The organism is Modicisalibacter luteus DSM 23508 (assembly GCF_000378505.1).
Classification (GTDB): domain Bacteria; phylum Pseudomonadota; class Gammaproteobacteria; order Pseudomonadales; family Halomonadaceae; genus Modicisalibacter; species Modicisalibacter luteus.
Window position 1 is genome coordinate 31,298 of sequence record NZ_KB900004.1, and the last position, 24,185, is coordinate 55,482.

The following is a 24,185-nucleotide window of genomic DNA, read 5'->3' on the forward strand; positions in this document are numbered from 1 at the left end:
GCATGTGCGCTTCACGGCCTCTCTACCTTGCCCACACCATTGTAGAAGATGCTAATAAGCGCAAGCGCCACGCAACGGCTACGGCTACGGCTACGGCTACGGCTACGGCTACGGCTACGGCTACGGTGCCAATAGCGGCTTGTAGAGCAATGCCACATCAGTGTCAGGAAACTCGACCTGCATGCCCAGGTGAGCCGCGAGCCACTCGAACGTTGCCTCGCTGAAGAAACTGATATGGGTCGGGTCGAGAATGTAGTGCCAGCGGGCGAAATCCTCCCGAACCTGGACACGCTTGGTCATCAATCCCAGCCAGCCACCCGGTGCGAGCCGATCGGCCAACTGGGTAAGCACCAGGCCCGGCTCGGCAAGGTGCTCGATGACTTCGCTGGCCGTGATGAAATCGTAACTGCCTTCAAGAACCTGGCGATCCGGCGCGTAATAGACGTCGTAGAGCGCCATAGGATGTCCCGCTTCCTCGAACATTACGGAAAGTGTCGGCCCCGGCCCGCAACCGAAATCCAGCCCTTGGGCGCCCGGTACCAGGCGTTCATTCAACGGCGTGAAAAGACGCGACAGAAAACGCCGATACCTGACGTCCTCTGGAGAGTTCTCATGGCGGTCGTAGACGGCTTTCTCCTCGGCGGGCGCCAGGTGCTGGCTACGTTCGACGTACACCAGCTGGCAGGTCTGGCACTGCCAATAGTCCCGGCGGCTATCGCCATGGTAATGGCAAATGTATGTGTTACTGCACAGGGGGCACGACAGGGACATGGACGGCATCGTATCCTTGAAGAAAACAGTCACGGAGTACGCCATGTTAACCGGCCCGGATCATCTGGTCGTCACCGTCGCCGATATTCCCGTTGCAGTGGATTTCTACACTCGCGTACTGGGGCTGGAAGCCCGTTATCGTGATAACGAGCGGGTGGACCTGATGCTCGGCGACATGGCACTGCGCCTGCATCAGCTCGAAACGCCGGTCAATCCCAAAGCCACGCACCCCACGCCGGGCAGCCTCGACCTGTGCGTCAGAAGCGTCCTGCCTCTCGAGGAGGTGCAGGCCCACCTGCGAGCGCTGCAGATCCCCATCGAAGTCGGCCCGGTTTCAAGACAGGGCGCCAACGGCCCCATCGTGTCACTTTACCTTCGCGATCCCGACGGCAACCTGATCGAGATCAGCCGCCCGGAGCGCGATTGAACTTATGCCGGTTATAATGATTACCCTTTTGATTCATCTTGTGGAGCCATGAGCCAGACCGATTCCGCTTCGTCCCTCCAGGCCAAGGCCAAGGCCATCGCCACGACATGGCGCGTGTTATCGTCATGTTCGCTACCTGTCCTTTGGTGCCTGGCACGCCTACTCGGGCCATTGATCTATCGTTTCAGCCGCCGTGAGCGTCAGGTTACCGACATCAACCTCCGTGAGGTCTTTCCCGAGCTGCCTCCCAAGCGACGTCGGGCCCGAGGGCGCCAGAGCATGGTTCATTCAACCGCCACCATGCTGGAACTGGGTTTTGCCTGGATGGCCGCCCCTCGCCGCGTCGAGGCTTCGGTGAATGCCGTGCACGGGCGCGAACTGCTCGACGAAGCGCGTGCCGAAGGCCGCGGCGTGATCGTGCTGGCGCCGCACTATGGCAACTGGGAAATTCTCAATTTCTGGCTGTCCAGTCATTTCCCCTTCACCGCCATGTACGAGCCGCCCAAGATCGCCGGGCTCGACCCCGTCATCCGTCATGGCCGTGAGCGCATGGGCGCCAGTCTGGTTCCCACCAACCCGCGCGGTGTAGCTTCGCTGCTCAAGGCCCTCAAGCGCAGCGAGGCCGTGGGCATCCTACCCGACCAGGTACCCAGCTGGGGCAGTGGCGTATTCGCCGATTTCTTTCATCGCCCGGCCTACACCGCCACACTGCTTCCCAAGCTGGTCGCCCGCACCCAGGCCCGAGTGGTGACCGGCGTCGCCAAGCGGCGTGACGGCCACGGCTTCGACATTCATTTCCTCGCCGCCGATGAGCGTGTCTATGCCACCGACGAGGTCACCTCGGCGCGCGGCGTCAACGCCAGCGTGGAAGCAGCCATTGGCCTGGATCCCGCGCAGTACCAGTGGGAGTACAAGCGTTACCGCAAGACGCCGGAGGAAGAGCAGGGTCACCCGGAGTTTCGACGCTTCCGGCTCTACCGCTAGGCAAACGCCGGTTCGGCTACACTGGGGGCAAACCGGATTCATGGAGTCGAATCATGCCCCCACACTACCCGCGGCACCGTCAGGAAACTCGGACACGTACAGTCCTCGGCCTGCTCGGAGCCATGCTGACCCTGCCCTCGGCAGGCCTGGCCCAGTCCGAGGCACTTCAACCGATCGATGTCGCCGGGACCGAGCATCGCCTCAATGTACCGGGGGACGTTCAGGTCGAGAAGGTCGTTTCCCTGGATGCCCCCCGCATGATCAGCATCGGCCCGGGTGGCGAAATGTTCATCGGCTCCAACGCCTATCAAATCTATCGGCTGGCCCCGCCTTATGACCAGGCCGAGACACTGGCCAAGTTCGATGCCTACCCCAACAGCGTGGTGCAGCGCGACGACTACCTGTACGTTGCGACGACCGATGCACTGCTGCGCGCACCCTATCAGGCAGGCGACTCGCTCTCACGCGATGATTTCACGACATATGCCGAACTGCCCGGTGGCAGTGGCCACGATACTCGCACGGTCACGGTGGGTCCGGACAACCGACTCTACGTATCGCTGGGGATTCAGGGTAACTGTTCCGATCAGTACATCGGTGAGAGCTACGACTTCGAGAACCGCCGGGGAGGCATTCTGGTACTCGACGAGAGCACCGATCCGCCGCAATGGCAGGCCTACGCCAGCGGCCTGCGGAATCCGGTCGGCCTCGCCTGGGACGACACGGGAACACTCTATGCCATCAACAACGGCCCGGATCATTGGGGATACGATGCTCCCCGCGAGGTGTTGGTACGCGCCGAACCGGGCAGCTTCCATGGCATGCCATGGTTTCAATGGATAGACGGCGAGTTTCAACGCGACGACTGCGTGTCCAGCGAACCGCCACGCCCGGCGAGCGAGATTTCGAAGCCGGTAGCGAGCTTACCGGCACGCAGTGCACCATTGGGCCTGGACTTCCTCCCCGAAGGCAGCATGCTCCCTCTTGATGCGGTCACTGCCGTACACGGCAGCTGGGGAACCCAGCCCGACGGTAGCGCTGCTGGCGATCCAGCCACGCGCCGCGAACCGCGCATTGCCGGCATTGTCATCGATGCGCAGGGCAACGGCCAAGTCAGTGATCTGATCACCGGTTTCCAAGACGATCAGGGTAATCGCTGGGCGCGTCCCACCGGGATTGCCTTCGGTCCGGATGGGGCGATGTATTTCACGTCGAACAGCGGCGAGACCGGCCTCTACCGGGTGACCTTTGGAAACGGCCCTGTCGGCGCCGAACCGGAACTGCTCGACACGACCACCGGCACCGAACAGGAAAATGCGCCACGCTCGTAACAACGATAAAGTAGTGGGAAACTAGGGTTTTGATTGCGGAGCCAGACGATGACGCAAACATCGCCCACCTCACAGGAAGCACAGCAGGAACGGCCGCAGGAGAGGCAGGAAGACCTCACTGTTCCCCAGGTGATCTATGTGCTGTACTTGGCCGGTTTGATTACCGTCAATGCGACCATGCTGATCGGGGTAGTCATGGCCTACGTCTACCGGGGCGAAGCCCCGCGCTGGCTACGCGCGCACTATCGCTATCAGATCCGCACCTTCTGGATCGGGCTGACCTATTCCATCGCCGCCTTTCTTCTCAGCCTCGTCGCGGTAGGCGCGCTGGCCTGGCCGCTGCTGGCCATCTGGTTGGTCGTGCGCTGCGCGATTGGCCTGCGCAACGTACGCCGGCGCCGGTCGCCACCCAACCCGTACAGCTGGCTGTGGTAAATACTGTGGAGTCAGGGAATGCCAGCTAGTACTGGCAACGTCACACCAACCTGCTAGACTCGAGCCGTTATCGAAAGCTTGACGGGGTGCCGGTGGAACCGGCTGAGATAATCCGTGAGTGTTTTGCACTCCAGGATTGATCCCGTAGAACCTGATCCGGGTAATTTCCCAACTTCCAGCAAGAAGGGAAAGTGAACCGGCGTAGGGATCAAGCCTGGGCAGACCTTCCCTTCGCGAGATTCCCTGCGTGCCTATTCGCGGCGCCGATGCGCCCCGACAGGAGCACGACGTGACCTACCGTTTCGCCGATCTCAAGGCCACCTGCCAGGATGACTGGCGTGCCTATTGCGAACATGACTTCGTCACCCAACTCGGCGCTGGCAACCTTGCACCCGAGGCGTTTCGTCATTATCTGCAGCAAGACTACCTGTTCCTGATCCACTTCGCCCGCGCCTATGCCCTGGCGGCCTACAAGAGCCGCACGCTGGCCGAACTGCGCCAGGCTTACGATGCGCTCAGGACCATTCTCGACGTAGAACTCGACCTGCATGTCGGCTATTGCCGCGAGTGGGGTATCAGCGAGGACGACTTGGCCAGGCTGCCCGAAGCCCGTGCCACACTGGCCTATACCCGCTACGTGCTGGATACCGGCAGCCGGGGCGACCTGCTCGATCTTCATGTCGCCCTGGCGCCTTGTCTGATCGGATACGGCGAGATCGCCAACTGGCTCACTGCCCAATCCTTCACACGCCATGACGGCAACCCTTACGCCAACTGGATCGCCATGTATGCCAGTGACGACTTTCAGCAGGCCATGCGTGCTGAGATCGCCTGGCTGGATGAGCGCCTCGCTGCACTCGATGCCTCGCGCTTCGAGCAACTCGTCACGATCTTCCGTGACGCCACCCGGCTGGAAATCGATTTCTGGCAGATGGGCCTGAATCAGTCTTTCTGAGTCCATCTGTCTAACGCCGGGCAAGGATGCTTGCCCGGCAAATCCGGCGCCGCCTGGCGGTGCCAACGCTTGACGGGGTGCCGGTGGAACCGGCTGAGACCACCCTACGGCATAGCAGTCGCTGCGTCGTCACGGTGGGGCCCGTTGAACCTGATCTGGCTAACCCTTTCCAGGGACGAACCAGCGTAGGGATCAAGCGACACGCAGGGCGACGCCGTACCCCCGCCTTGTCCCTGTCCTCCTCCGCTGTCCTCCCTGACGACTGTCTATTATTGGGAGAACAACTGTGGCAAAGACCGATCACTTCCTCGCCGAAACGGCCCGTGTGGACGAAGCGGCCATCCAGGCCCTGCCCGGCTCACGCAAGCTCTACGTCGAAGGCTCGCGTCCCGACATTCGCGTACCGTTTCGCGAGATCAGCCTCTCACCGACTAGAACATCCGGCGCCGACGAGGCGAATCCGCCGTTGCTGGTCTACGACACATCCGGCCCCTACACCAATCCTGACGCCCGTATCGACCTGCGCAAGGGATTGCCCGAACTGCGTCGTGCCTGGATCGACGAGCGCGACGACACCGAGTTTCTCGACGGCCCCACCTCAGAGTATGGCCGGCGCCGCGCCAACGATCCCATGCTGGCCCCGCTGCGCTTCGACCTGACCCGCACGCCAAGACGCGCCAAGCCTGGGCGTAACGTCACTCAGCTTCACTACGCACGCCAAGGCATCATCACACCGGAAATGGAATTCATCGCCATTCGCGAGAACCAGCGTCGCCAGGCGTTGGGCACGGAAGAGGTCGAGCGCATTCTCGGCCATCAACATCCCGGCCAAGGCTTCGGTGCCCGACTGCCCGAGGAGATCACGCCGGAGTTCGTGCGCCGCGAGGTCGCCGAAGGCCGCGCGATCATTCCCTGCAATATCAATCATCCCGAGTCCGAGCCGATGATCATCGGCCGTAACTTTCTGGTGAAGATCAACGGCAACCTGGGCAATTCGGCGGTCACCTCCTCCATCGAGGATGAGGTCGACAAGATGACCTGGGGCATCCGTTGGGGTGCCGACACCATCATGGACTTATCTACCGGCGCCAATATTCACGAGACCCGCGAGTGGATCATCCGCAACGCCCCGGTACCCATCGGCACCGTCCCCATCTATCAGGCCCTGGAGAAGGTCGGTGGCGTGGCCGAAGACCTGACCTGGGAAGTCTTCCGCGATACGTTGATCGAACAGGCCGAACAGGGCGTGGACTATTTCACTATCCATGCCGGTGTGTTGCTACGCTACGTGCCGCTCACCGCCAAGCGCGTTACCGGCATCGTCTCGCGTGGTGGCTCGATCATGGCCAAATGGTGCCTCTTCCACCATCAGGAGAGCTTCCTTTACACCCATTTCGAAGAGATCTGCGAGATCTGCAAACAGTACGATGTAGCGTTCTCGCTGGGCGATGGCCTGCGCCCGGGCTCGGTGGCGGATGCCAACGACGAGGCGCAGATGGCCGAATTGAAGACGCTGGGCGAACTGACCCACATCGCCTGGAAGCACGACGTGCAGGTCATGATCGAGGGTCCCGGGCACGTGCCCATGCATCTCATTAAAGAGAACATGGACAAGCAGCTCGAATACTGCGACGAGGCGCCCTTCTATACGCTCGGGCCATTGGTGACCGACATCGCTCCCGGCTACGACCACATCACCTCCGGCATCGGCGCGGCGATGATCGGCTGGTACGGCTGCGCCATGCTCTGCTACGTCACGCCCAAGGAGCATCTCGGCCTGCCTAACAAGGATGACGTCAAGACCGGCATCATCACCTACAAGATCGCCGCTCACGCCGCTGACCTAGCCAAGGGCCATCCGGCCGCCCAGCGCCGCGATAATGCCCTGTCCAAGGCGCGTTTCGAATTCCGCTGGGAGGATCAGTTCAATCTCGGCCTCGATCCCGACACCGCGCGGGAATACCACGACGAGACGCTACCCAAGGACTCGGCCAAGGTGGCCCACTTCTGCTCGATGTGCGGCCCCAAGTTCTGCTCGATGAAGATCAGCCAGGAAGTCCGTGACTACGCCAAGGACAAGGGTCTCGACGGTGATCAGGAAGCAGTAATGAAAGGCATGGAGGAGCAGGCTGAGAAGTTCCGCCGCGAGGGCGGCGAGCTCTACAAAGAGGTCTAGACGGAAAAGGTCTGAGCGACAGATAGCACGCGCCGGTCACCGACCGGCGCGTTTTTCATCGATGCTATTTGCTTGCCAGGCTCTCCTTGCCGTCCGGTTGCCACTGGCCCACGGTATCGGAGGTTGACGCCGCTGGCGCGGCCAGCGTTCCGGGGGTCGCCGACGCGATACCCAGATGGTGCCAGGGGTCGAAGCGCAGCAGGCGCAATGCGTTCAGGGTCACCAACACGGTGGCGCCGGTATCTGCCAGGATAGCCAACCATAGCCCGGTGATACCGAACACGGTAGTGATCAGAAATATCCCCTTCAGCCCGAGGGCAATGGCAATGTTCTGATGGATGTTGGCCATCGTTGCCCGGGCCAGGCCGATCTTGGCCGCAACATCGACTACCCGGTTTCTCAGTAACGCACCATCCGCCGTTTCCAATGCAACGTCTGTGCCCGATCCCATCGCCACCCCGACATGCGCCGTGGCCAAGGCGGGCGCGTCGTTGATGCCGTCACCGACCATCATCACATGCTCGCTGGCGGTCAGCTCTCGGATCGCTGCGACCTTGTCATCGGGCAATAGCGAGGCGCGATACTCCAGGCCGAGGCCATCGGCAATCGCCGCTGCCGTACGTGGATTATCGCCGGTAAGCATCACACTGCGCACACCCTGCGCCGAAAGAAATTTAACGCCTTGAGCGGCGTCGGTCCGTGGCTCGTCACGCAGGGCGATGATTCCTGCCAGCGCATCTTCACGGAACACCACGGCTACGGTCTTGCCCTGGTCTTCCAGCGCCGTTATCCGCGTCTTGACCGTATCGGTCAGGATGCCGGCCTCTTCGGCATAACGCGGCGAGGCGACAACGGTCCGCACATTCTCGACATGTGCCTCGACGCCATGACCAGCAATCACCCGGGCCTTGCTGACTTGAGGCACCCGGATGTTCTGCGTCTCGGCATGAGCCAGGATGGCTGCAGCCAGCGGGTGGCTGGAACCGCTCTCGACCGCGGCGGCCAAGGCAATGACCTCGTTACGTCCGCCCTTGAAGGTATCTACATCGGTGATCTCCGGCTTGCCGTTGGTCAGGGTACCGGTCTTGTCGAAGGCGACCAGTGTGGTGCGGGCGGCTGTCTCGATGACGGCCCCGCCCTTCATGAGCAATCCGTGACGTGCTCCGGTAGACAAAGACGAGGCGATGGACGCCGGCACCGAAATTACCAACGCACAGGGGCAACCGATCAACAGCAGCGCCAGGGCGCGATAGACCCATTCGCCCCAGGCGCCGCCGAACATCAGCGGCGGTACCACGGCGACTAACACAGCCGTGCCGACCACGGCCGGCATGTACACTCGGCTGAAGCGGTCGATGAATCGCTCGGTCGGCGCACGGGCCTCCTGTGCTTCCTCGACCAGACGGATGATACGGGCAATGGTGTTGTCCTCAGGCGCCTTGGTTACCTGCACACGCAGCACCGCGTCGGTATTGATCGACCCGGCATAGACCGACTGCCCCACGCCCTTGCTCTTTGGTAGCGACTCGCCGGTGACCGGCGACTCATCCAGCGACGCCGACCCCTCGATGATTTCGCCATCGGCGGGCATACGATCGCCTGGACGCACCTGAACGACCTGACCGATGCGCAGACGAGCAGCATCGACTTGGCGAACATCGCCGTTCTCTTCGACACGGGCGGACCTCGGCACCAAGTTCCCAAGCGCCCGAATACCGGCCCGTGCCCGATCGGCGGCAACCCCTTCTAGCACTTCGCCGACGGCGAACAGAAAGATGACCAACGCCGCTTCCTCGGCCGCCCCGATCACCAGCGCGCCGCCGGCAGCCAAAGTCATTAGCATCTCGATGGTGAAGGGCATGCCGGCACGCAAGGCGGCAAAGGCCCGTTGCGCCACGGGCACGACCCCGACCAGGCAAGCCAGTGCAAAGGCCCAATCGCCCCAGGGTGCCGGTGCCAGCAGGCTGACGACTAGCGCCCCCAGCAGCAGCGCCCCCGTCAAAAGCACCAGGCGAGCCTTGCCGCTGCGCAGCCCGCGCTTCATCCTTGCGAAGAAAGATGACGGTTCGAGATCATCGCCGGCACCTTGCGCATCGCCCTGCCTGGACATCCGATAGCCGAGTCTGGCGACCTCCCGTTCGACATCGGTACGTGAAATGCGAGCCTCGTCGAGGTGCAGGGAAAGCGTCTCGCGCATTAGTGATACTCGGACGTCCGCCACACCGGGCAACCGCTCCACCGCACCGCGTACCTTGGTCACGCAACTGGGGCAATCCATGCCCTCGACATGCCAGCTCAACATGTCGTCGGCGGGGGCGCTCTCAGCCTCACTGTTGGCAACCTGACTACCGCAGCAGGACGACTGGCAACAGGAGACTGCCGCTCCCTGTCGGCCGTCGGTTTGGAGAGCGATACCGTAACCCAAGGCCTCGACGGTGCGTTCGACCCGTGTCGGCGAGGTCTTGTCCGTATCAAGCCGTAGAGACAGCGTCTCGTCCGTGACCGAGACCTGCACGTCCTGCACTCCGGCCAGACGCTCCACGGCACCGCGAATCCTGGTGGCACAGCTCGGGCAGTCCATTCCCTGAACAATCCATTGATGCGTGATGTCGAATGAAGCGGATTCGGTTGCCATGGATAGGCCTCTGATTCATTTTGCCGGTAGTCTATTCCCTGTAGCGACTACAGACTCAAGCCAAGTTTCACGACGCAAGGAAGACAACCCATTGGACCCGAAGGTGCCGTTCGTTTAGTTTACGGCCTCCACCACGGCATTCCGCCCCACCGAAGGAAACGTTCGACAGGTCACGATGATGAGAGTATGGAAACGAGGGATGGGTTACTGGATGGCGCTGGGCATGTTGGCCATGCCGCGCATGCTTCTGGCGCAGGAGGACGAGTCATCAACGACCGGACATTATCCGCTTCCTGAGCAAGGTGATGTTGTCGGCCAGGTCCAGACGGTCGAAGCCTCACAGGAAGACACCCTCATCGATATTGGCCTGAGTCGCGGTATCGGCTTCAACGCCATGCGTGCCGCCAATCCAGACACCCGGACATGGCTGCCTGGCGAAGGAACCGAGGTCGTGCTGCCGACACGTTACATCCTGCCACCCGGCCCACGCGAAGGTATCGTCGTCAATCTGGCTGAGTTGCGTCTCTATTACTACCCTTCGGTGCAGGGTGACGAAACACCGCGCGTAGAGACCTACCCTATCGGTATTGGACGGTTGGACTGGCAGACGCCGCTGGGAACAACGACGGTCACCCACAAGCTGGAACAACCCGCTTGGTATCCGCCGCAAAGCATCATCAAGGAGCATGCCGAGCGTGGCGAAACGCTGCCGAGTGTTGTCCCCCCCGGGCCGGACAACCCGCTGGGTGAGTACGCTATATTGCTGGGCATTCCCGGTTACCTGATTCACGGCACCAATCGCCCCGAAGGGGTCGGAATGCGGGTCTCACATGGTTGCATCCGCATGTTGCCGGGCGATATTGAAGATCTTATCTATCGCGTGCCAAAGGGTACCCAGGTCCGCCTGATCGACGAGCCGGTCAAGATCGGCTGGACGCAAAGAGGCACACTGGAGGTTCAGAGTTACCCTATTCCCGAGACCACGCCGGAAGAGCTGGCGGAGCGCGTCGAGCAAACCTTCGCCTCCGTGACTCAGGCAGCAAACCAGCGTGGTGTACTCGTCGATTACGCTCGACTGAAGGAACTGGTGGTCAATCCCGATGGGATCCCCCACCCGGTGATGCTGACCGATGCACCGTTCGAGGTTCCCTATCATTTCTACGATCAGGTAACACTCGACCCGACTCTGTTCAGTCAACTCGACGCAACGCCGGTTCAAGCGACAGACGATTGATCCAGACCAGAGAAACGTGATGCCCCATCAGTAGGGTAAAGGCTCGCCGGGCAGACATTTGCCCGGCGAGTTGCCATTCGCCCTTCATCCCTGGTTTCGTCCCGCCCAGGACTGGCCGCCGGCCTCGCTAGCGAATATCCTCAGCTTTGTATACAGCGATTAGGAGATGATGCGCATGCCAGGCCTGCTGCCCGACGTGGACCCGGACGGTCTACTCGAATATTCCGTGGTCTACACGGATCGCTCCCTCAACCACATGTCCCAGAGCTTTCAGGACGTGATGCGGGATATCTCTCGCACGCTCAAGCAAGTCTATAACGCCGAGGCGGCAGTCATCGTCCCGGGCAGTGGCACCTTTGGCATGGAGGCGGTCGCTCGACAGTTCGCTACCGGTCAGTCGTGCCTGGTGATTCGCAACGGCTGGTTCAGCTATCGCTGGTCACAGATTTTCGAGATGGGCAACATTCCTGCGTCCCAAACGGTGCTCAAGGCCAGGCCCATCAGCGATGAACCTAAGGCGCCCTTCACCCCTGCGCCCATCGATGAAGTTATTGCCACCATCGAAAAGCAGCGGCCATCCATAGTCTTCGCCCCACATGTGGAAACCGCCTCGGGCATGCTTTTGCCCGATGATTACCTGCGCCGAGTGGCACAAGCCACGCATGACGTCGGCGGGCTGTTCGTGCTCGACTGCATCGCCTCCGGCACGCTGTGGGTAGACATGCAGGACATCGGCGTCGATATTCTGATCAGCGCCCCGCAAAAAGGCTGGAGCGCCTCCCCCTGCTGCGCCATGGTCATGCTGGGGATCCGTGCACTGGAACGCATCGAGTCTACCACCAGCACGAGCTTTGCCGCCGATCTGCGCAAGTGGCTAGCAATCATGCAGGCCTATGAAGGTGGCGGCCATGCCTACCATGCCACCATGCCCACCGATGGCCTGACTCGGCTGCGCGACATCATGCGCGAAACCGAAGCCTATGGCTTCGCCGAGGTCCGTGCCGAACAGCAACTGCTCGGCGACCGGGTGCGTACGTTACTCGCTGAGAGAGGCTTCTACAGCGTGGCCGCGGATGGCTTCCAGGCGCCCGGGGTGGTAGTCAGCTATACCGACGACCCAGGCATCGCCGCCAAGTTCGCCCAGGCCGGCTTGCAGGTGGCGGCTGGTGTTCCGCTGATGTGCGATGAAGGCGATGACTTCAGAACGTTCCGCATCGGGTTGTTCGGCCTCGACAAGCTGCACCATATCGAGCGTAGCGTCGAGACGCTAGAGCACGCGCTTTCTCGTCTTAAGGTGTAGAACCCCACCAACACGAAAAACGCCCTGGCCAGTTGGCCAGGGCGCTGATATTGCCCAATCAAGCTGTGATTGCGTTGCGCTGAGGGCTTACTGAGACAGATTAGTGCGCAGAAAGCTATCGATCTGAGGTTGAGCGTCGGCGAGCATGGTCGCCGGCGCTACACTAAAATCCACGGCCATCATTACACTCAATGCCGTGATCATCACGATCGAGAACGCAAACTGTTTCTTCGCCCAGGCGTTGTCGTCACCCTTGCGATAGCCCAGCGAGGCAAGGTAGAGCCAGTAGAGGCTCATCGTCGCCGCGACGGCAAAATAGCCGTAGCCGGCATAGCCCAACAACGACAAGGCCAGTGCCGCCGCCATGAAGGCTATGATGTACAGCACGATGGAGCGCTTCGCTGCGGCGATCCCCTTCTTCACCGGCAGCACCGGAATCGAGGCGGCACGGTAGTCGTTGAAGCGGAAGATCGCGATTGCGTAGGAATGCGGCATCTGCCAGAGACTGAAAATCAGCAGCAGAACCGCCCCCCCCATGTCGAACTGGCCACTGGCGGCGCAGTAGCCGATGACCGGCGGTGTGGCACCGGACAGGCTACCGACAAGAGTGCCATAGACCGAATTGCGCTTCAGGTAGAGGCTGTAGAGTACGACATAGACGAAGAATCCCAGCCCGGCGAACAGCGCAGCCAGCGGGTTCGCACCCCAATAGAGCAATGCGAACCCGGCTATCCCCAATGCCGTGGCATAAGCCAGCGCGACGCGCGGTGATACCAACCCACGGGCCAGAGCCCGGTTGCGGGTGCGCTCCATCTTGACGTCGATATCGCGATCGATGACGTTGTTGAACACGCAGCCGGAAGCGATTACCAACGCGACCCCAGCCAACGTAGCGAGAAACAGGGGAAGATGGAACTCCCCCCGGGCGGCTAGAAAATAGCCGCCCGTCACGGAAATCAAGTTACCGAAGATGATTCCCGGCTTGGTCAGGTTCAGATAGAGCTTGATCATCGCATTGCCAGCTTAGTCGAGCATCATGTTGGAGTGCAGGTTGTGCATGATCCACAGCGAACCACCAATCACCAGCACCAGAATCTTCACCGTGAAAACGAACGACATCAGATTCCAGCCCTCATCGGCCTTGGTGTTCATATGCAGGAACATGATCAGCTGCACGAGAAGCTGCAGTACCGCAGCACTAACGATAACAATCACCGTAGTCAGCGTACTGAATGCCCCGGTCATGACCATGCCGAACGCGACGATGGTCAGAACGATGGACAGGACCAGCCCGATGACATAGGACTTGACGCTGCCGTGGCTAGCCTCGCCGTGGCTTGAGTGTGAACCGCTCATGTCACATAGCCCCCATGAGATAGACGAAGGTGAACACGCAGATCCAGACGATGTCCAGGAAGTGCCAGAACAGGCTCAGGCACATGATGCGCGGACGCGTGATGTCGTTCAGCCCCTTGGTCTGGAGCTGGACCAGCATCACCAGCATCCAGATCATGCCGAAGAACACGTGCAGGCCGTGGGTGCCGACCAGCGTGAAGAAGGCCGATAGGAAGGCGCTGCGATCCGGACCATAGCCTTCATGAATCAGGTGCTGGAACTCGTAGAGTTCCAGCCCGATGAAGCCGGCCCCCAGCACGAAGGTCACCCACAGCCAGGCCTTGAGCTGGCCGAGCTTGTTGTCGTTCATGGCCAGCACGGCCATCCCGTAGGTGAAACTGCTGAACAGCAGGAAGAAGGTACCGGCCAGGATGAGCGGTAGATCGAAGATCTCTCCGGGCGTCGGACCATCCGCCGTGCCCCCAACGAGCACGGCATAGGTAGCGAACAGCGTCCCGAAGATAATCAGGTCGCTCATCAGGTAGACCCAGAAGCCGAACACCTTCATGCCAGCGGCATCGTGATGATCGTGGTCGTGCCCGTGCTCGCTAACTTCAACAATACGGTTGCCAAGAGTATCGGTAGCCATTACGACTGCACCCCCATGTTGCCAACCTGCGCGGTACCGCGGTTATCGCTGTCTACGACCTCAGAGAGGCGCTTGTGGTGTTCGCGCTCGATAAGCTCGACTTCCGAAGCAGGTACGTAGTAATCCACATCATCATTGAAGATGCGTGCCAAGAAGCTGACGAAGACACCCAGGGCACCAACGATGGCCAGCCACCAGATGTGCCAGACCAAGGCAAAACCGAGGATCGTCGCGAACAGGCTAATGATCGGACCGGCCGCAGTATTCTTGGGCATGTGAATGTCCTGATACGGCGGCTTGGAAGCCTCGAACTCGCCTGCCTGCTTCATCTCCCAGAAGCTATCGATGGACTTCACTTCCGGCAGGTGCGCAAAGTTATAGAACGGTGCCGGTGACGAGGTCGACCACTCCAGAGTACGTCCGTCCCAAGGATCGCCGGTCACATCACGCAGCTGCTCACGGTTGCGGTAGCTGACGACGAACTGGACCACAGTACATGCGATACCCAGCATGATGACGAGAGCACCAAGCAGAGACACGATCATGAACGGCTGCCACTCGGGGTTAGCATACGACTGCATGCGACGCACGGCACCGTGGAAGCTCAGTACGTAGATCGGTGTAAAGGCAAGGAAGAAACCAATCAGCCAGCACCAGAAGGAGCGCTTGCCCCACGTCTCGTCCAGTTTGAAGCCGAACGCCTTGGGGAACCAGTAGGTCAGACCGGCCAGCATGCCGAACACCACCCCACCGATGATGACGTTATGGAAATGGGCAATAACGAACACGGTGTTGTGGAGGACGAAGTTAGCCGCAGGCACTGCCAGCATCACGCCGGTCATGCCACCCAGCGAGAAGGTGACGATGAAGCCCAGCGTCCACAGTACCGGTGAGGTGAACTGCACACGGCCTCGGTACATCGTGAACAACCAGTTGAATATCTTCACCCCTGTAGGTATGGCGATGATCATCGTCGCGATGCCGAAGAAGGCATTGACGTTGGCGCCCGCCCCCATGGTGAAGAAGTGGTGCAGCCAGACAATGAAGGCCAGGAACGAGATGGCCATCGTCGCCCATACCATGGTGTGGTAGCCGAACAGGCGCTTTCTGCTGTACGTGGCGATGACTTCAGAGAACACGCCGAATGCAGGCAGAATCAGGATATATACCTCGGGGTGTCCCCAGGCCCAGATGAGGTTGACGTACATCATCTGGTTCCCACCAAGGTCATTGGTGAAGAAATTCGTGCCGAGGTAGCGATCCAGCGTCAGCATCGCGATGGTCGCGGTCAGGATCGGGAAGGAAGCAATGATCAGAATGTTGGCGCAGAAAGACGTCCAGGTGAAGATCGGCATGCGGAACAGGGTCATGCCCTTGGTGCGCATCTTGAGGATCGTCACGAAGAAGTTGATACCGGTCAGGGTTGTACCTATCCCCGATATCTGCAGTGCCCATATCCAGTAATCGACCCCGACCCCGGGACTGTAATCGATCCCAGAGAGCGGCGCATAGGCCAGCCAGCCGGTCTTGGCGAACTCGCCGATGAACAGCGACACGTTGATCAGGATCACGCCCGCCGCGAACAGCCAGAAGCTCAGGTTGTTCAGGAACGGGTAGGCCACGTCACGCGCACCGATCTGCAGCGGCACGACCAGGTTCATCAGGCCGATGACCATGGGCATGGCCACGAAGAAGATCATGATCACACCATGAGCGGTGAAGATCTGGTCGTAGTGCTCAGGTGGCAGGAAGCCTTCGGCCCCGCCTGCGGCAACCGCCTGTTGCGTACGCATCATGAGCGCGTCGGCGAAGCCGCGGATCAGCATGATCAAAGCGACAAGAAAATACATGATGCCGAGTTTCTTGTGATCGACGGAAGTGATCCACTCCGTCCACAAGTAGCCCCAGCTCTTGCGATACGTAATCCAAGCCACGATTCCAGCCATGATCACGCCCATGGCGGCAACAACCACCATAATTATCGGGTCGTGATAGGGAATCGAATCCCAACTCAATTTTCCTAACATAACTGTTACTCCGCTACCTCTGCGCTCATGGCTACGTCATGCCCATGGGCAGACTGCTCTGCTGCCTGATGGCCACCATGGCCGCCACTGTGCCCTGGCTGGACAGCCGTGCCGTTCTTGAAGCTCATGATGATGTTGTCGTAGAGCTCTGCTGGTACGCTCGAGAAATACTCGACCGGGTGAGCGACGCTCGGCGCTGCAAGCTCCTCATAGCCTTCGGCGAAGGAGAGGGATTTGGGCGACTGACGCACCTTTTCGACCCATGCCTCGAACCCTTCCTGCGAGGTGACTTGCGCCTCGAAGAGCATCTCTGAGAAACCTGCCCCGCTGTAGTTGGTGGAGCGGCCGGGATAGACGCCTTCTTCATTGGCGATCAGATACAGATTGTTGTCCATGCCGGCCATGGCATAGAGCTGGCTGCCCAGACGCGGAATCATGAACGAGTTCATCACCGTGCCGGACGTGATATTGAACTGCACCGGCGTGTCTACCGGGAACGCAACTTCATTGACGCTGGCGATGCCCTGGTCGGGATAGATGAACAGCCATTTCCAGTCGAGAGCAACGACATCGATTTCCATCGGCTCGACGCCTTCCTCGGCCTGGATGGGCGCACTGGGGTTGAGTGAGTGCGAGGTCTGCCAGGTAATGACCGCGAGGAACGCGATGATTACCAAGGGAATGAACCAGACGATCGACTCGATCACGTTGGAGTGGGCCCAGTTCGGCGTGTACTTGGCCTTGTAGTTGGTGTTGCGGTAACGCCAAGCGAACAGGAACGTCATCACGATGACCGGGATAACCACGATCATCATCAGCCAGAAAGAAGTGATAATCAGCGATTTGATCTCACTGCCGACTGCCCCTTTGGGGTCCATCAACGCCATACTGCATCCACTCAATAGCAGTGGAAGGATCAGGAATGGCAACGCTTTGAAAAAAATGAGGTTTTTTATCCTCATCCTACGGCTTCGTTCAGGCATGGAAGTGGCCATCTAATACACCCAAGCTAATGATTAGCAGGATAATAAGTTGACTTATCAGGGACCGGATGCTGTTCCGCCTTCCTGGCGACACCCGCACGAGAGTTCACTCGAGCGGCGCGTCCCGACACGTGAACACGCCTTTAGACAGACCCGCTTCGTCAAGGGAAGGGATGAAGAGGTCGCCAAATCGAGAGAGCGGCGAATTGTCGCGTAATCGGTGCGACACAGAAAGGGGCGTTTTGTCGCAGGCCCATGTTTGGCCTGGAAGGGAAGGATTCTATTGGCTTTTTCTGTCTTGCTTGCCCATCGAGAAAGGGCATTGGCCAACGCCCAAGCGATGGCCAATAACGTCTCAGGAGGTCGCTTCGAAACGCCGACGCAGGTAACGATTGATGTCCTCGGACTCGTACATCCACGTCACCTTGCCCTGGTCGTCGGTGATCTTCAGGCATGGCACCGTGGCGCGCCCGCTAGCCTCGATCTGTTCTTTACGGTACTCGGGGTTACGCCCCACATCACGCAATTCTATGGGCAGGTTGAGCCGATCGATTTCACGCCGGACCTTCACGCAAAACGGGCAAGACTGCGTCTGATAGAGGGCCAGGCCCTGGCAAAGTCTTTCCACTTCGGCCTGATGCTCGGGCGAGCGCTTCTTTGTCTTGCTTCCAAACATGGGCTATTCCATCCCTGTCCTGGGCAGGCGTACACCTGTCCGTTTGACTGAATGCCGTTTCAGGAATCGATTCGTTGCAACACCTAGCGGCCAGATGTGTCCTTCTGCCCGGTTTGGCTTCCCGATTGCAGGGTATCTTTCAAATCCCCCTTGGCTTGTTTGGCATGGCCTTTCGAGGTCTGGGCCTTGCCTTGAGTTTCGGTGTCCCGATCATTGCCGGCCTTGCCAAGCGCTTCCTTGGCCTTGCCGGCAGCGCGATCGATCATGCCTTCCGACTTGTCCGTCTTTGAGTCCTTCATGCGACACCTCCAATATCAGGATACACAGCGATGAGGACGATCCCTGTCGCTTAATTTCAGCGTAGCAGTTATGCCTGAGTATCAATACGCCACGAGCGCCAGGGTTCTTATCTACGTTACCGCTTCGATATCGATGATCCGCGAGCGGTTCATGACGATTTTCCAGCGCTGGATCGTGGCCTGACCATCCCCCTGAGTCTGCCTGGCCACCAGATTGACCAGATAGCGCTTCTCGACGGTTTCACATGCCACTTCGCCATCGATGAGTCGATAGACATCGTGCGCGCCCTTGTCCATGAGCTTGGACAGTACGTCGAGGTCAAGGAGCAGGGTTTCGCGTACTTCTTCATAACCGCTCAAAAAGCGAGTCGGCGACATGCGAGAACTGCTGCCGTAATGCAGTACGACTTCTTCCCGCTGGGTTACGTTGGCGCGACGTGCCACCAGAATATCGTCGTCGAGCTTGTGCACCCGCTGGTAATCGAACCACTCAAGTTGACGCCCGACGAGCTCCCCGCTGTTGGCATCGAAGTAATGCCTCCGCCACTTGGGGCGTCCTTTGCGTAACCAGCGCCATAGCGTGTTGCGCAAGTCATCCTTGAAGACCTCGCGCAGCGCATAGATGATCGCCAGCACAAAGACGAAAAGAGTCGTCAGATGGCTGAGCACATGGTTGGCCTGTAGCACCATTAACGTAACGAAGATCATGACAATTGCCGTGGCTGTTCCCTTGACCAGTTTCTCCTCGCCCTGACCCAACTCCTGGACTTGGGCGCCTAACGTGACCGGATGCTCGATGAGGCGACGCAGCAGGCGCATCTTGTTGGATATACGCTCGGGATCCTGAAGGGCGTGGCTGGAGTTGTAGTTCTGCTCGTAGCGGTAGGCACTTTCCGCTTCGCATATCTCCAGCAGCCGCTCACGAACGGGATGGTAGTCTTCGCTGTCAGGCAGACTGACAATCAGTGACAGCAGGCGCTGTTCGGTGGCCCACGAGAGATAGTTATCGATATTGACGTAATATTGCAGCATGCCGTCGTCGCTGGGCGTATTGCGTCGCAGCCGCTTGAGGATGCCCAGTGCCAGCTCGACCAGTTCTTGTAGCTGGTCGAGCTGGCTTTCCTCGTCGGCGCTCAGCACTTCACGTGTCGATGTTTCCAAGGCAACGATGTACTGGTAGGCATACAGGCTGAGGCTCAACCGGTACTGCTCGCTGGACAGCTTGCCACGGCTGGCCAGACGGCTATGCACCAGCGGTAAATGGTGCTTGTCGCTGTAATAGGTACGCTTGACGTGAATGGCGTTGTGGTAGAACTCGCTCTCCGGCACTACATGCGTCGTCAGGCCCAGTTCCCCGGGCACGAAAAGGTAAAGGTCCAGCTTGTGGGAGGTTGCCTCGCGCAACCGCCGCGATATCTTGATATTGAAACCATCTTTCTTCTCGACGCTGATCACGTTGCTGCCGGTTCTCCATAGGTTGAAGCTAATGATTTGTTATCGGCCATGGACAACCATTGCCCCGAAACGTGCGGTGAGGCGAGCGCTTTTCGTTGCGCTTTTCTCACAAGAGCGGCTGCCGACAAATACCATGGCCATTGGGTATACTGCAGCGTCCTTGACCATAACAACACGCTGGATCGGCCGGAGTCAGGCATGGCGACAACCCGCTTTTCACCGTTCGAATTGCTGCTGCTGAAAAGCAGGAATCAAACGGATACGGCTGCCCTGCTTCTGCTGACCTGGGTGGCAGCCAGCAAGGGCAGTCTGTCCGAGACGGACCGGCAGCGGCTGGCCGACATGTCGGCCAGCATGCGACATGGGCACGATTGTCAGGCGATTCTCGATATTGGCGCACGCCAGGACCTGGATGCTGTCCAGCTCGCTGCCGAAGTCCTGCAGAAGGATCGCTGGGGTACCCAGGCCTCGCCATTTTTGAGGCAGGCGATCGAAATTGCCGTCACCGAGGGCAAGCTGGCCGCGGCCACCAACCATATCCTGCGGTTTCTGGCTGATCTGCTGGGCACTTCCCCGCCCCAGTTCGCCCAGTTGTATCTCGAAGTGATAGGCAAGCCCTTCGAGAGCCCGGAAGACCCGAGCCGCGAAGCCTACTGGCAGGCGCGCGAGCATGCCCGACAACAGCAGCGTTCGCAATCCGAACAGCGTCAGCGCGAGCAGCAATCCCACCATAGGCAGCGCCATTCGCAGGAAGGCACTGGCGGGTCCCGGCAAGGCAGCGGGCGGCCCCATGGAGACAAGACCCTACGTGCGCTGGCCATTTTAGGCCTTGACGCCGGTGCGACACGTAGCGAGATAAAGAAGGCCTACCGGCGCCTGGCGCAGACCCACCATCCCGACCGGTTCTTTGCGCTCGGCGAGCGGGATGTGGCCTCGGCATCCATGCGTTTTCAAAAAATCCAGAAAGCCTACGAATACCTGATGCAAGATGCGCGATCTCTATAAACGCCTGGGTATCAGCCAGACCGCCTCCGACGCGGAAGTCGCTGCGGCCATCGAGGCTTGTCAGCACACGGCGTTGAAAACCGAAGCCAGCGTCGTGCTGGGCGTGAAGTCACGCCGTGAGGAGTATGATCGCCTGCACGCCCTGCTGTGCGACATTGGCCGCTTGCGTGCGCGACTCGGACTCACCCACGGCCAGTACTGGCTGGACAGTGCAGCCAACGACTTCTCGCTGGCACCCGATAACGACCGCTCTCGTCACGATGCACTGGTCAGCAAGGTCACGCAGGCTGTATCGCTTCACGATACCTTCCAGCGCTGGCGTCGCTATAGCCCTTGGATCGTCGCGGGCGGATTTGCCATGATCGCCACGGCGACCGTTGCCGTGGGCTTCCTTGCTGACTGAAGCGCCCTAGCTGTTTCAATGCCCCGATACGTCGCGCCAGCCAGTCCATCTCACTGCATTCTTCAGTACCCGGCGAATCGCCACGTCGTGATAGATGGGAAAGGTTTCGTGACCGGGTCGGAAATAGAAGATACGCCCACCGCCGCGTTGGTAGGTCAGCCCGGAACGGAACGCCTCACCACCTTCGAAGGCACTCACGAAGACCACCTCGTCGGGCTTGGGTACGGCAAAGGGTTCGCCATACATCTCCGCCTGTGGCAACTCGATGCATTCCCCTATGCCTTGCACGATGGGGTGCGCGGGGTCAACGACCCAAAGTCGCTCGCGCTCGCCATCTTCCCGCCAGCGCCCCAAGGAGCAGGTGGTTCCCATCAGGCGCTTGAATATCCGTGAAAAATGGCCCGAATGCAGTACGACCAGCCCCATCCCTTCCAATACACGGGCATGGACACGTTCCACCACGGACTCGGCGACCCGATCATGGGCGACATGCCCCCACCACACCAGAACATCCGTGCTGTCCAGCGCATCCTGGGTTAGGCCATGTTCTGGCTCTTGCAGCGTCGTAGTACGCGCCTGAATCTCGGGGTCCTCGCCGAGGCCGGCAGCGATGCAGCCGTGCATTCCCTGCGGATAGAGCCTGGCTACCTCGGCATCGTCCTGCTCATGAACGTTTTCACCCCAAACAAGAACCCGGATCGTCATTGCTGCTCTCCTGTCGTTGATAGATGCGCACCGCCTTCATGCCCGCCACGGCCATCAGCAGTATCAGCAGCGATACCAGGCTACCCCTGTGCCGACATGTGCTGTCGTGGTGTAGCCGGTCCTTGGCTGGCGTCGTCCCGAGTCTCCTGGAACTCGCCACCCGGTTCGGCGTTCTCCATCGTAACGTTCATGCGCGGCATGGCCAGGCTCAGCCCCTGTTCATCGAGACGCTGCTTGAGGCGCAGATTGAACGCGCGGGCCACATCCCACTGCATGACCGGGGCCGTGCGCATGCGAATACGCAACAATGCCGTGCCCTGCTCGAAAGCCTGCACACCCTGGACTTCCAGCGGCGACCAGACGTAGTGACGCATCATCGGGTCCTGGCGCAGATCGTCGGCGACCGATCGCATCAGTTCAATGGCGTCGTCGATCTTCATGTCGTGTGGAACATGTATGCGCATCAGTGCAATACCGAACTCGCGGGAGAAGTTCTGGATACCCTTGATCTGGCTGAAGGGAATGATATGCACGATCCCGTCCAGATCACGCAGACGCACCGTGCGCAGGCTGAGCCGCTCCACCGTGCCCATGTGACCGCCGACGTCGACGAAATCGTCGATGGTCAACGAATCTTCGATGAGGATGAATAGCCCAGTGATCAGGTCCTGAACCAGTGTCTGGGCACCGAAACCGATAGCCAGACCAATCACCCCGGCACCGGCCAGCAGCGGTGTGACGTTGACGCCGAGGTTAGCCAGCCCCACGATGACGGCGATCACGATGATGGTGATGAAGATCGCGTTGCGGATCATCGGGGTAATGGTCTGTGCCCGCGCACTATGTACACGCCGCCCCCGCGACCGGGCCGAGGTGGTCAATGCACGCTGGATCGCGGTATCGGCAAAGATCCAGGCCAGCCAGGCCAGCAATACCGTCACCCCGACGCCCAGCAAGGCCTGGCCGATTCGTGCACTGATCGCACCCTCCTCGCCTATGCCCAGGAACGACAGTCCCCAGACACGCAGTGAAAGCTCGGCGAAGATCGCCCAGAACACGAAATAGGACAGGGTGTAACCGAAGCGCTCCAATCGGCGCCGATACTGCGACTTGCGGCGCCGGTGGGTGGCCTTTTCGCTATGGCGATGTATGACGCCATTGATGACCAGCGTCAGCACCAGAAGCGCAGCGCAGACGATGGCGCGCGTAAAGGCGCCGTCAGCCTCGCCGGCGGAGAAGAAGATCGCCAGCAACGATGCGCCGATCAGCAGCAACGCCGGCACGTGCCAGAGCCGACCGATGATATTGATGACTTCCTGGCTGGTCGTTTTTTCGCGGCGTTGCGGATAGGGCCGATTGCTGATCAGATGCCTGACCGGGCGACGATAGCGGATAACCACACCACCACTGATGAGGCCGGCGAGGACATTGCAAATCACCGAGATCCAGCCTGCCAGCTCTGCTCCCATCTGCTCGCTCATACGCTCGCTGTTGGCGGCATCGCCCAGCGCAGCCATCGCACCGATGACAAACAGCCGACCCAACACCCCCTGACGCAGGATGGCCACCGCTACCCAGCGATGTCCCCGGGTAAACAGTGAAATCACCACATCGAACACGGTCGATAGCAGCTTGCCGCACATGGTGATGTAGGCCACCACCAGAACGATGGTGCGTGCTGCCTGAGACACCTCTATCCAACTCAGGGCCGCCAGCATGACCGCAAAGGCCAACATCCAAAGTAACGCCTTGCGCAGAAAATGCTCGACCAGCATCCATCCACGGGGTTCTGGCGGCAACACTCTAGGCCAGTCGTGGCGACGCGCCAAGAGACGCCCCGCCCCGATCAATACGAACAGCAGACCGGCCCACACGGCCAGTAGCATGGCTGCCTCAGCCAGATCCCTTAGCAACTCGCTACGGCTGGTGGCGGCCAGGATCGACTCGAGATCCTCGCCGGCGCGCAGGGTCCGCTGAGCCCAGATGTCCAAGGGTGCCTGTCCGGCCTGGGCCTGGTCACCATATTCCGTGAAGGAGTCGGCAAGGGCGCCCAACAGTCCACCCTGCCCCGTCTGGCTCCCGCCGCTACTGCCCTCTCCGTTCGCCACCGTTTCGGTAGCCTGACGCAGCTCCTTGAGTTTGGTGAGCAGCTCGCCACGCTGGGCATCGTTCTCAAGAGTTGTGATGATCTGATCAAGGGAAGCGCGCAACGCCTGGGGATCGACCTGAGCCTGTTGTTCGCCGGCCTCTCCTCCGCTACCGGTGAGCCCGGAAAGCGACAGGCCTTGCGCCTGGGCCGGCGTAGCCAGCGCCAGGCCCAGTAACGCCACGGCAGCCAGCATCAGTGATGCTAGCCACGTCAGAATCATTCGAGAGAACGGCATGCCACCTCCTGCGGCG

General features: G+C 60.1%; 22 protein-coding genes and 2 riboswitches. Of the genes, 10 read left to right on the forward strand and 12 right to left on the reverse strand.

What is annotated here, in order from left to right:
• Nucleotides 1-120: 120 nt before the first annotated feature.
• On the reverse strand, nt 121-771 hold the full coding sequence (locus tag F568_RS0118875) for a class I SAM-dependent methyltransferase (protein ID WP_019020330.1): 651 nt from the start codon (nt 769-771) through the stop codon (nt 121-123).
• A 43-nt stretch (nt 772-814) separates the two neighbouring features.
• On the opposite strand from F568_RS0118875, the gene F568_RS0118880 reads away from it, so the two are divergent.
• From F568_RS0118880 to thiC, 6 genes are all read left to right on the forward strand, one after another.
• Nucleotides 815-1,198 (forward strand): VOC family protein, encoded by a 384-nt coding sequence (locus tag F568_RS0118880; protein WP_026300654.1) that lies wholly within the window; start codon nt 815-817, stop codon nt 1,196-1,198.
• Nucleotides 1,199-1,246: 48 nt separating this feature from the next.
• On the forward strand, nt 1,247-2,182 hold the full coding sequence (locus F568_RS0118885) for a lysophospholipid acyltransferase family protein (RefSeq protein WP_019020332.1): 936 nt from the start codon (nt 1,247-1,249) through the stop codon (nt 2,180-2,182).
• A gap of 53 nt (nt 2,183-2,235) precedes the next feature.
• Complete coding sequence (locus tag F568_RS0118890; protein WP_019020333.1) at nt 2,236-3,513, forward strand: PQQ-dependent sugar dehydrogenase; 1,278 nt, start codon at nt 2,236-2,238, stop codon at nt 3,511-3,513.
• A 48-nt stretch (nt 3,514-3,561) separates the two neighbouring features.
• The gene (locus F568_RS0118895; protein ID WP_019020334.1) at nt 3,562-3,948 is read left to right on the forward strand and encodes a DUF4870 family protein; all 387 of its coding nucleotides are present in this window, start codon (nt 3,562-3,564) and stop codon (nt 3,946-3,948) included.
• A gap of 72 nt (nt 3,949-4,020) precedes the next feature.
• Nucleotides 4,021-4,173: riboswitch (TPP riboswitch) on the forward strand.
• Nucleotides 4,174-4,237: 64 nt separating this feature from the next.
• Nucleotides 4,238-4,903 carry a thiaminase II gene (gene tenA, locus F568_RS0118900; RefSeq protein ID WP_019020335.1) on the forward strand — a complete coding sequence of 222 codons (666 nt, stop codon included), beginning with the start codon at nt 4,238-4,240 and terminating at the stop codon, nt 4,901-4,903.
• 63 nt (nt 4,904-4,966) lie between these two features.
• Nucleotides 4,967-5,112: riboswitch (TPP riboswitch) on the forward strand.
• A gap of 77 nt (nt 5,113-5,189) precedes the next feature.
• Entirely contained in the window at nt 5,190-7,079 is a 1,890-nt protein-coding gene (thiC, locus tag F568_RS0118905; RefSeq protein ID WP_019020336.1) for a phosphomethylpyrimidine synthase ThiC, read from the forward strand.
• Nucleotides 7,080-7,143: 64 nt separating this feature from the next.
• Here the strand turns inward: thiC and F568_RS23325 are convergent, their stop codons facing one another.
• On the reverse strand, nt 7,144-9,714 hold the full coding sequence (locus tag F568_RS23325; protein WP_019020337.1) for a heavy metal translocating P-type ATPase: 2,571 nt from the start codon (nt 9,712-9,714) through the stop codon (nt 7,144-7,146).
• A 199-nt stretch (nt 9,715-9,913) separates the two neighbouring features.
• Between F568_RS23325 and F568_RS0118915 the strand changes: the two genes are divergently transcribed.
• Complete coding sequence (locus tag F568_RS0118915) at nt 9,914-10,948, forward strand: L,D-transpeptidase family protein (protein ID WP_019020338.1); 1,035 nt, start codon at nt 9,914-9,916, stop codon at nt 10,946-10,948.
• A 175-nt stretch (nt 10,949-11,123) separates the two neighbouring features.
• Nucleotides 11,124-12,248, forward strand: a complete 1,125-nt coding sequence (locus F568_RS0118920) for an aminotransferase class V-fold PLP-dependent enzyme (protein ID WP_019020339.1) — start codon at nt 11,124-11,126, stop codon at nt 12,246-12,248.
• Nucleotides 12,249-12,335: 87 nt separating this feature from the next.
• On the opposite strand, the gene cyoE is transcribed toward F568_RS0118920, so the two are convergent.
• The 8 genes from cyoE to F568_RS0118960 form a co-directional block, all read right to left on the reverse strand.
• On the reverse strand, nt 12,336-13,259 hold the full coding sequence (cyoE, locus tag F568_RS0118925; RefSeq protein ID WP_019020340.1) for a heme o synthase: 924 nt from the start codon (nt 13,257-13,259) through the stop codon (nt 12,336-12,338).
• Nucleotides 13,260-13,271: 12 nt separating this feature from the next.
• The gene (cyoD, locus tag F568_RS0118930) at nt 13,272-13,604 is read right to left on the reverse strand and encodes a cytochrome o ubiquinol oxidase subunit IV (protein WP_019020341.1); all 333 of its coding nucleotides are present in this window, start codon (nt 13,602-13,604) and stop codon (nt 13,272-13,274) included.
• A 1-nt stretch (nt 13,605) separates the two neighbouring features.
• Entirely contained in the window at nt 13,606-14,232 is a 627-nt protein-coding gene (cyoC, locus tag F568_RS0118935; RefSeq protein WP_019020342.1) for a cytochrome o ubiquinol oxidase subunit III, read from the reverse strand.
• A complete protein-coding gene (gene cyoB / locus F568_RS0118940) occupies nt 14,232-16,259 on the reverse strand; it encodes a cytochrome o ubiquinol oxidase subunit I (protein WP_040476631.1) in 2,028 nt (675 codons plus the stop codon). Before cyoB ends, cyoC begins: the two co-directional genes overlap by 1 nt.
• Before the next feature lie 5 nt (nt 16,260-16,264).
• A complete protein-coding gene (cyoA, locus tag F568_RS0118945) occupies nt 16,265-17,221 on the reverse strand; it encodes a ubiquinol oxidase subunit II (RefSeq protein WP_083933070.1) in 957 nt (318 codons plus the stop codon).
• A 376-nt stretch (nt 17,222-17,597) separates the two neighbouring features.
• Nucleotides 17,598-17,918 (reverse strand): glutaredoxin family protein, encoded by a 321-nt coding sequence (locus F568_RS0118950; protein WP_019020345.1) that lies wholly within the window; start codon nt 17,916-17,918, stop codon nt 17,598-17,600.
• Nucleotides 17,919-18,001: 83 nt separating this feature from the next.
• Nucleotides 18,002-18,217, reverse strand: coding sequence for a CsbD family protein (locus tag F568_RS0118955; RefSeq protein WP_019020346.1), 216 nt, complete (start codon nt 18,215-18,217; stop codon nt 18,002-18,004).
• 111 nt (nt 18,218-18,328) lie between these two features.
• Entirely contained in the window at nt 18,329-19,672 is a 1,344-nt protein-coding gene (locus tag F568_RS0118960) for a hypothetical protein (RefSeq protein ID WP_019020347.1), read from the reverse strand.
• 198 nt (nt 19,673-19,870) lie between these two features.
• Here F568_RS0118960 and F568_RS0118965 point away from each other — a divergent pair, with 198 nt between their 5' ends.
• Together F568_RS0118965 and F568_RS0118970 are read left to right on the forward strand one after the other, a co-directional pair.
• A complete protein-coding gene (locus F568_RS0118965) occupies nt 19,871-20,677 on the forward strand; it encodes a J domain-containing protein (RefSeq protein ID WP_019020348.1) in 807 nt (268 codons plus the stop codon).
• Nucleotides 20,661-21,080, forward strand: a complete 420-nt coding sequence (locus F568_RS0118970; RefSeq protein WP_019020349.1) for a hypothetical protein — start codon at nt 20,661-20,663, stop codon at nt 21,078-21,080. The genes F568_RS0118965 and F568_RS0118970 overlap by 17 nt, the downstream gene beginning before the upstream one ends.
• A gap of 15 nt (nt 21,081-21,095) precedes the next feature.
• On the opposite strand, the gene F568_RS0118975 is transcribed toward F568_RS0118970, so the two are convergent.
• Together F568_RS0118975 and F568_RS0118980 are read right to left on the reverse strand one after the other, a co-directional pair.
• On the reverse strand, nt 21,096-21,785 hold the full coding sequence (locus tag F568_RS0118975; RefSeq protein ID WP_019020350.1) for a ThuA domain-containing protein: 690 nt from the start codon (nt 21,783-21,785) through the stop codon (nt 21,096-21,098).
• A gap of 80 nt (nt 21,786-21,865) precedes the next feature.
• Nucleotides 21,866-24,169, reverse strand: a complete 2,304-nt coding sequence (locus tag F568_RS0118980; RefSeq protein ID WP_019020351.1) for a mechanosensitive ion channel family protein — start codon at nt 24,167-24,169, stop codon at nt 21,866-21,868.
• Between the last annotated feature and the right edge of the window lie 16 nt (nt 24,170-24,185).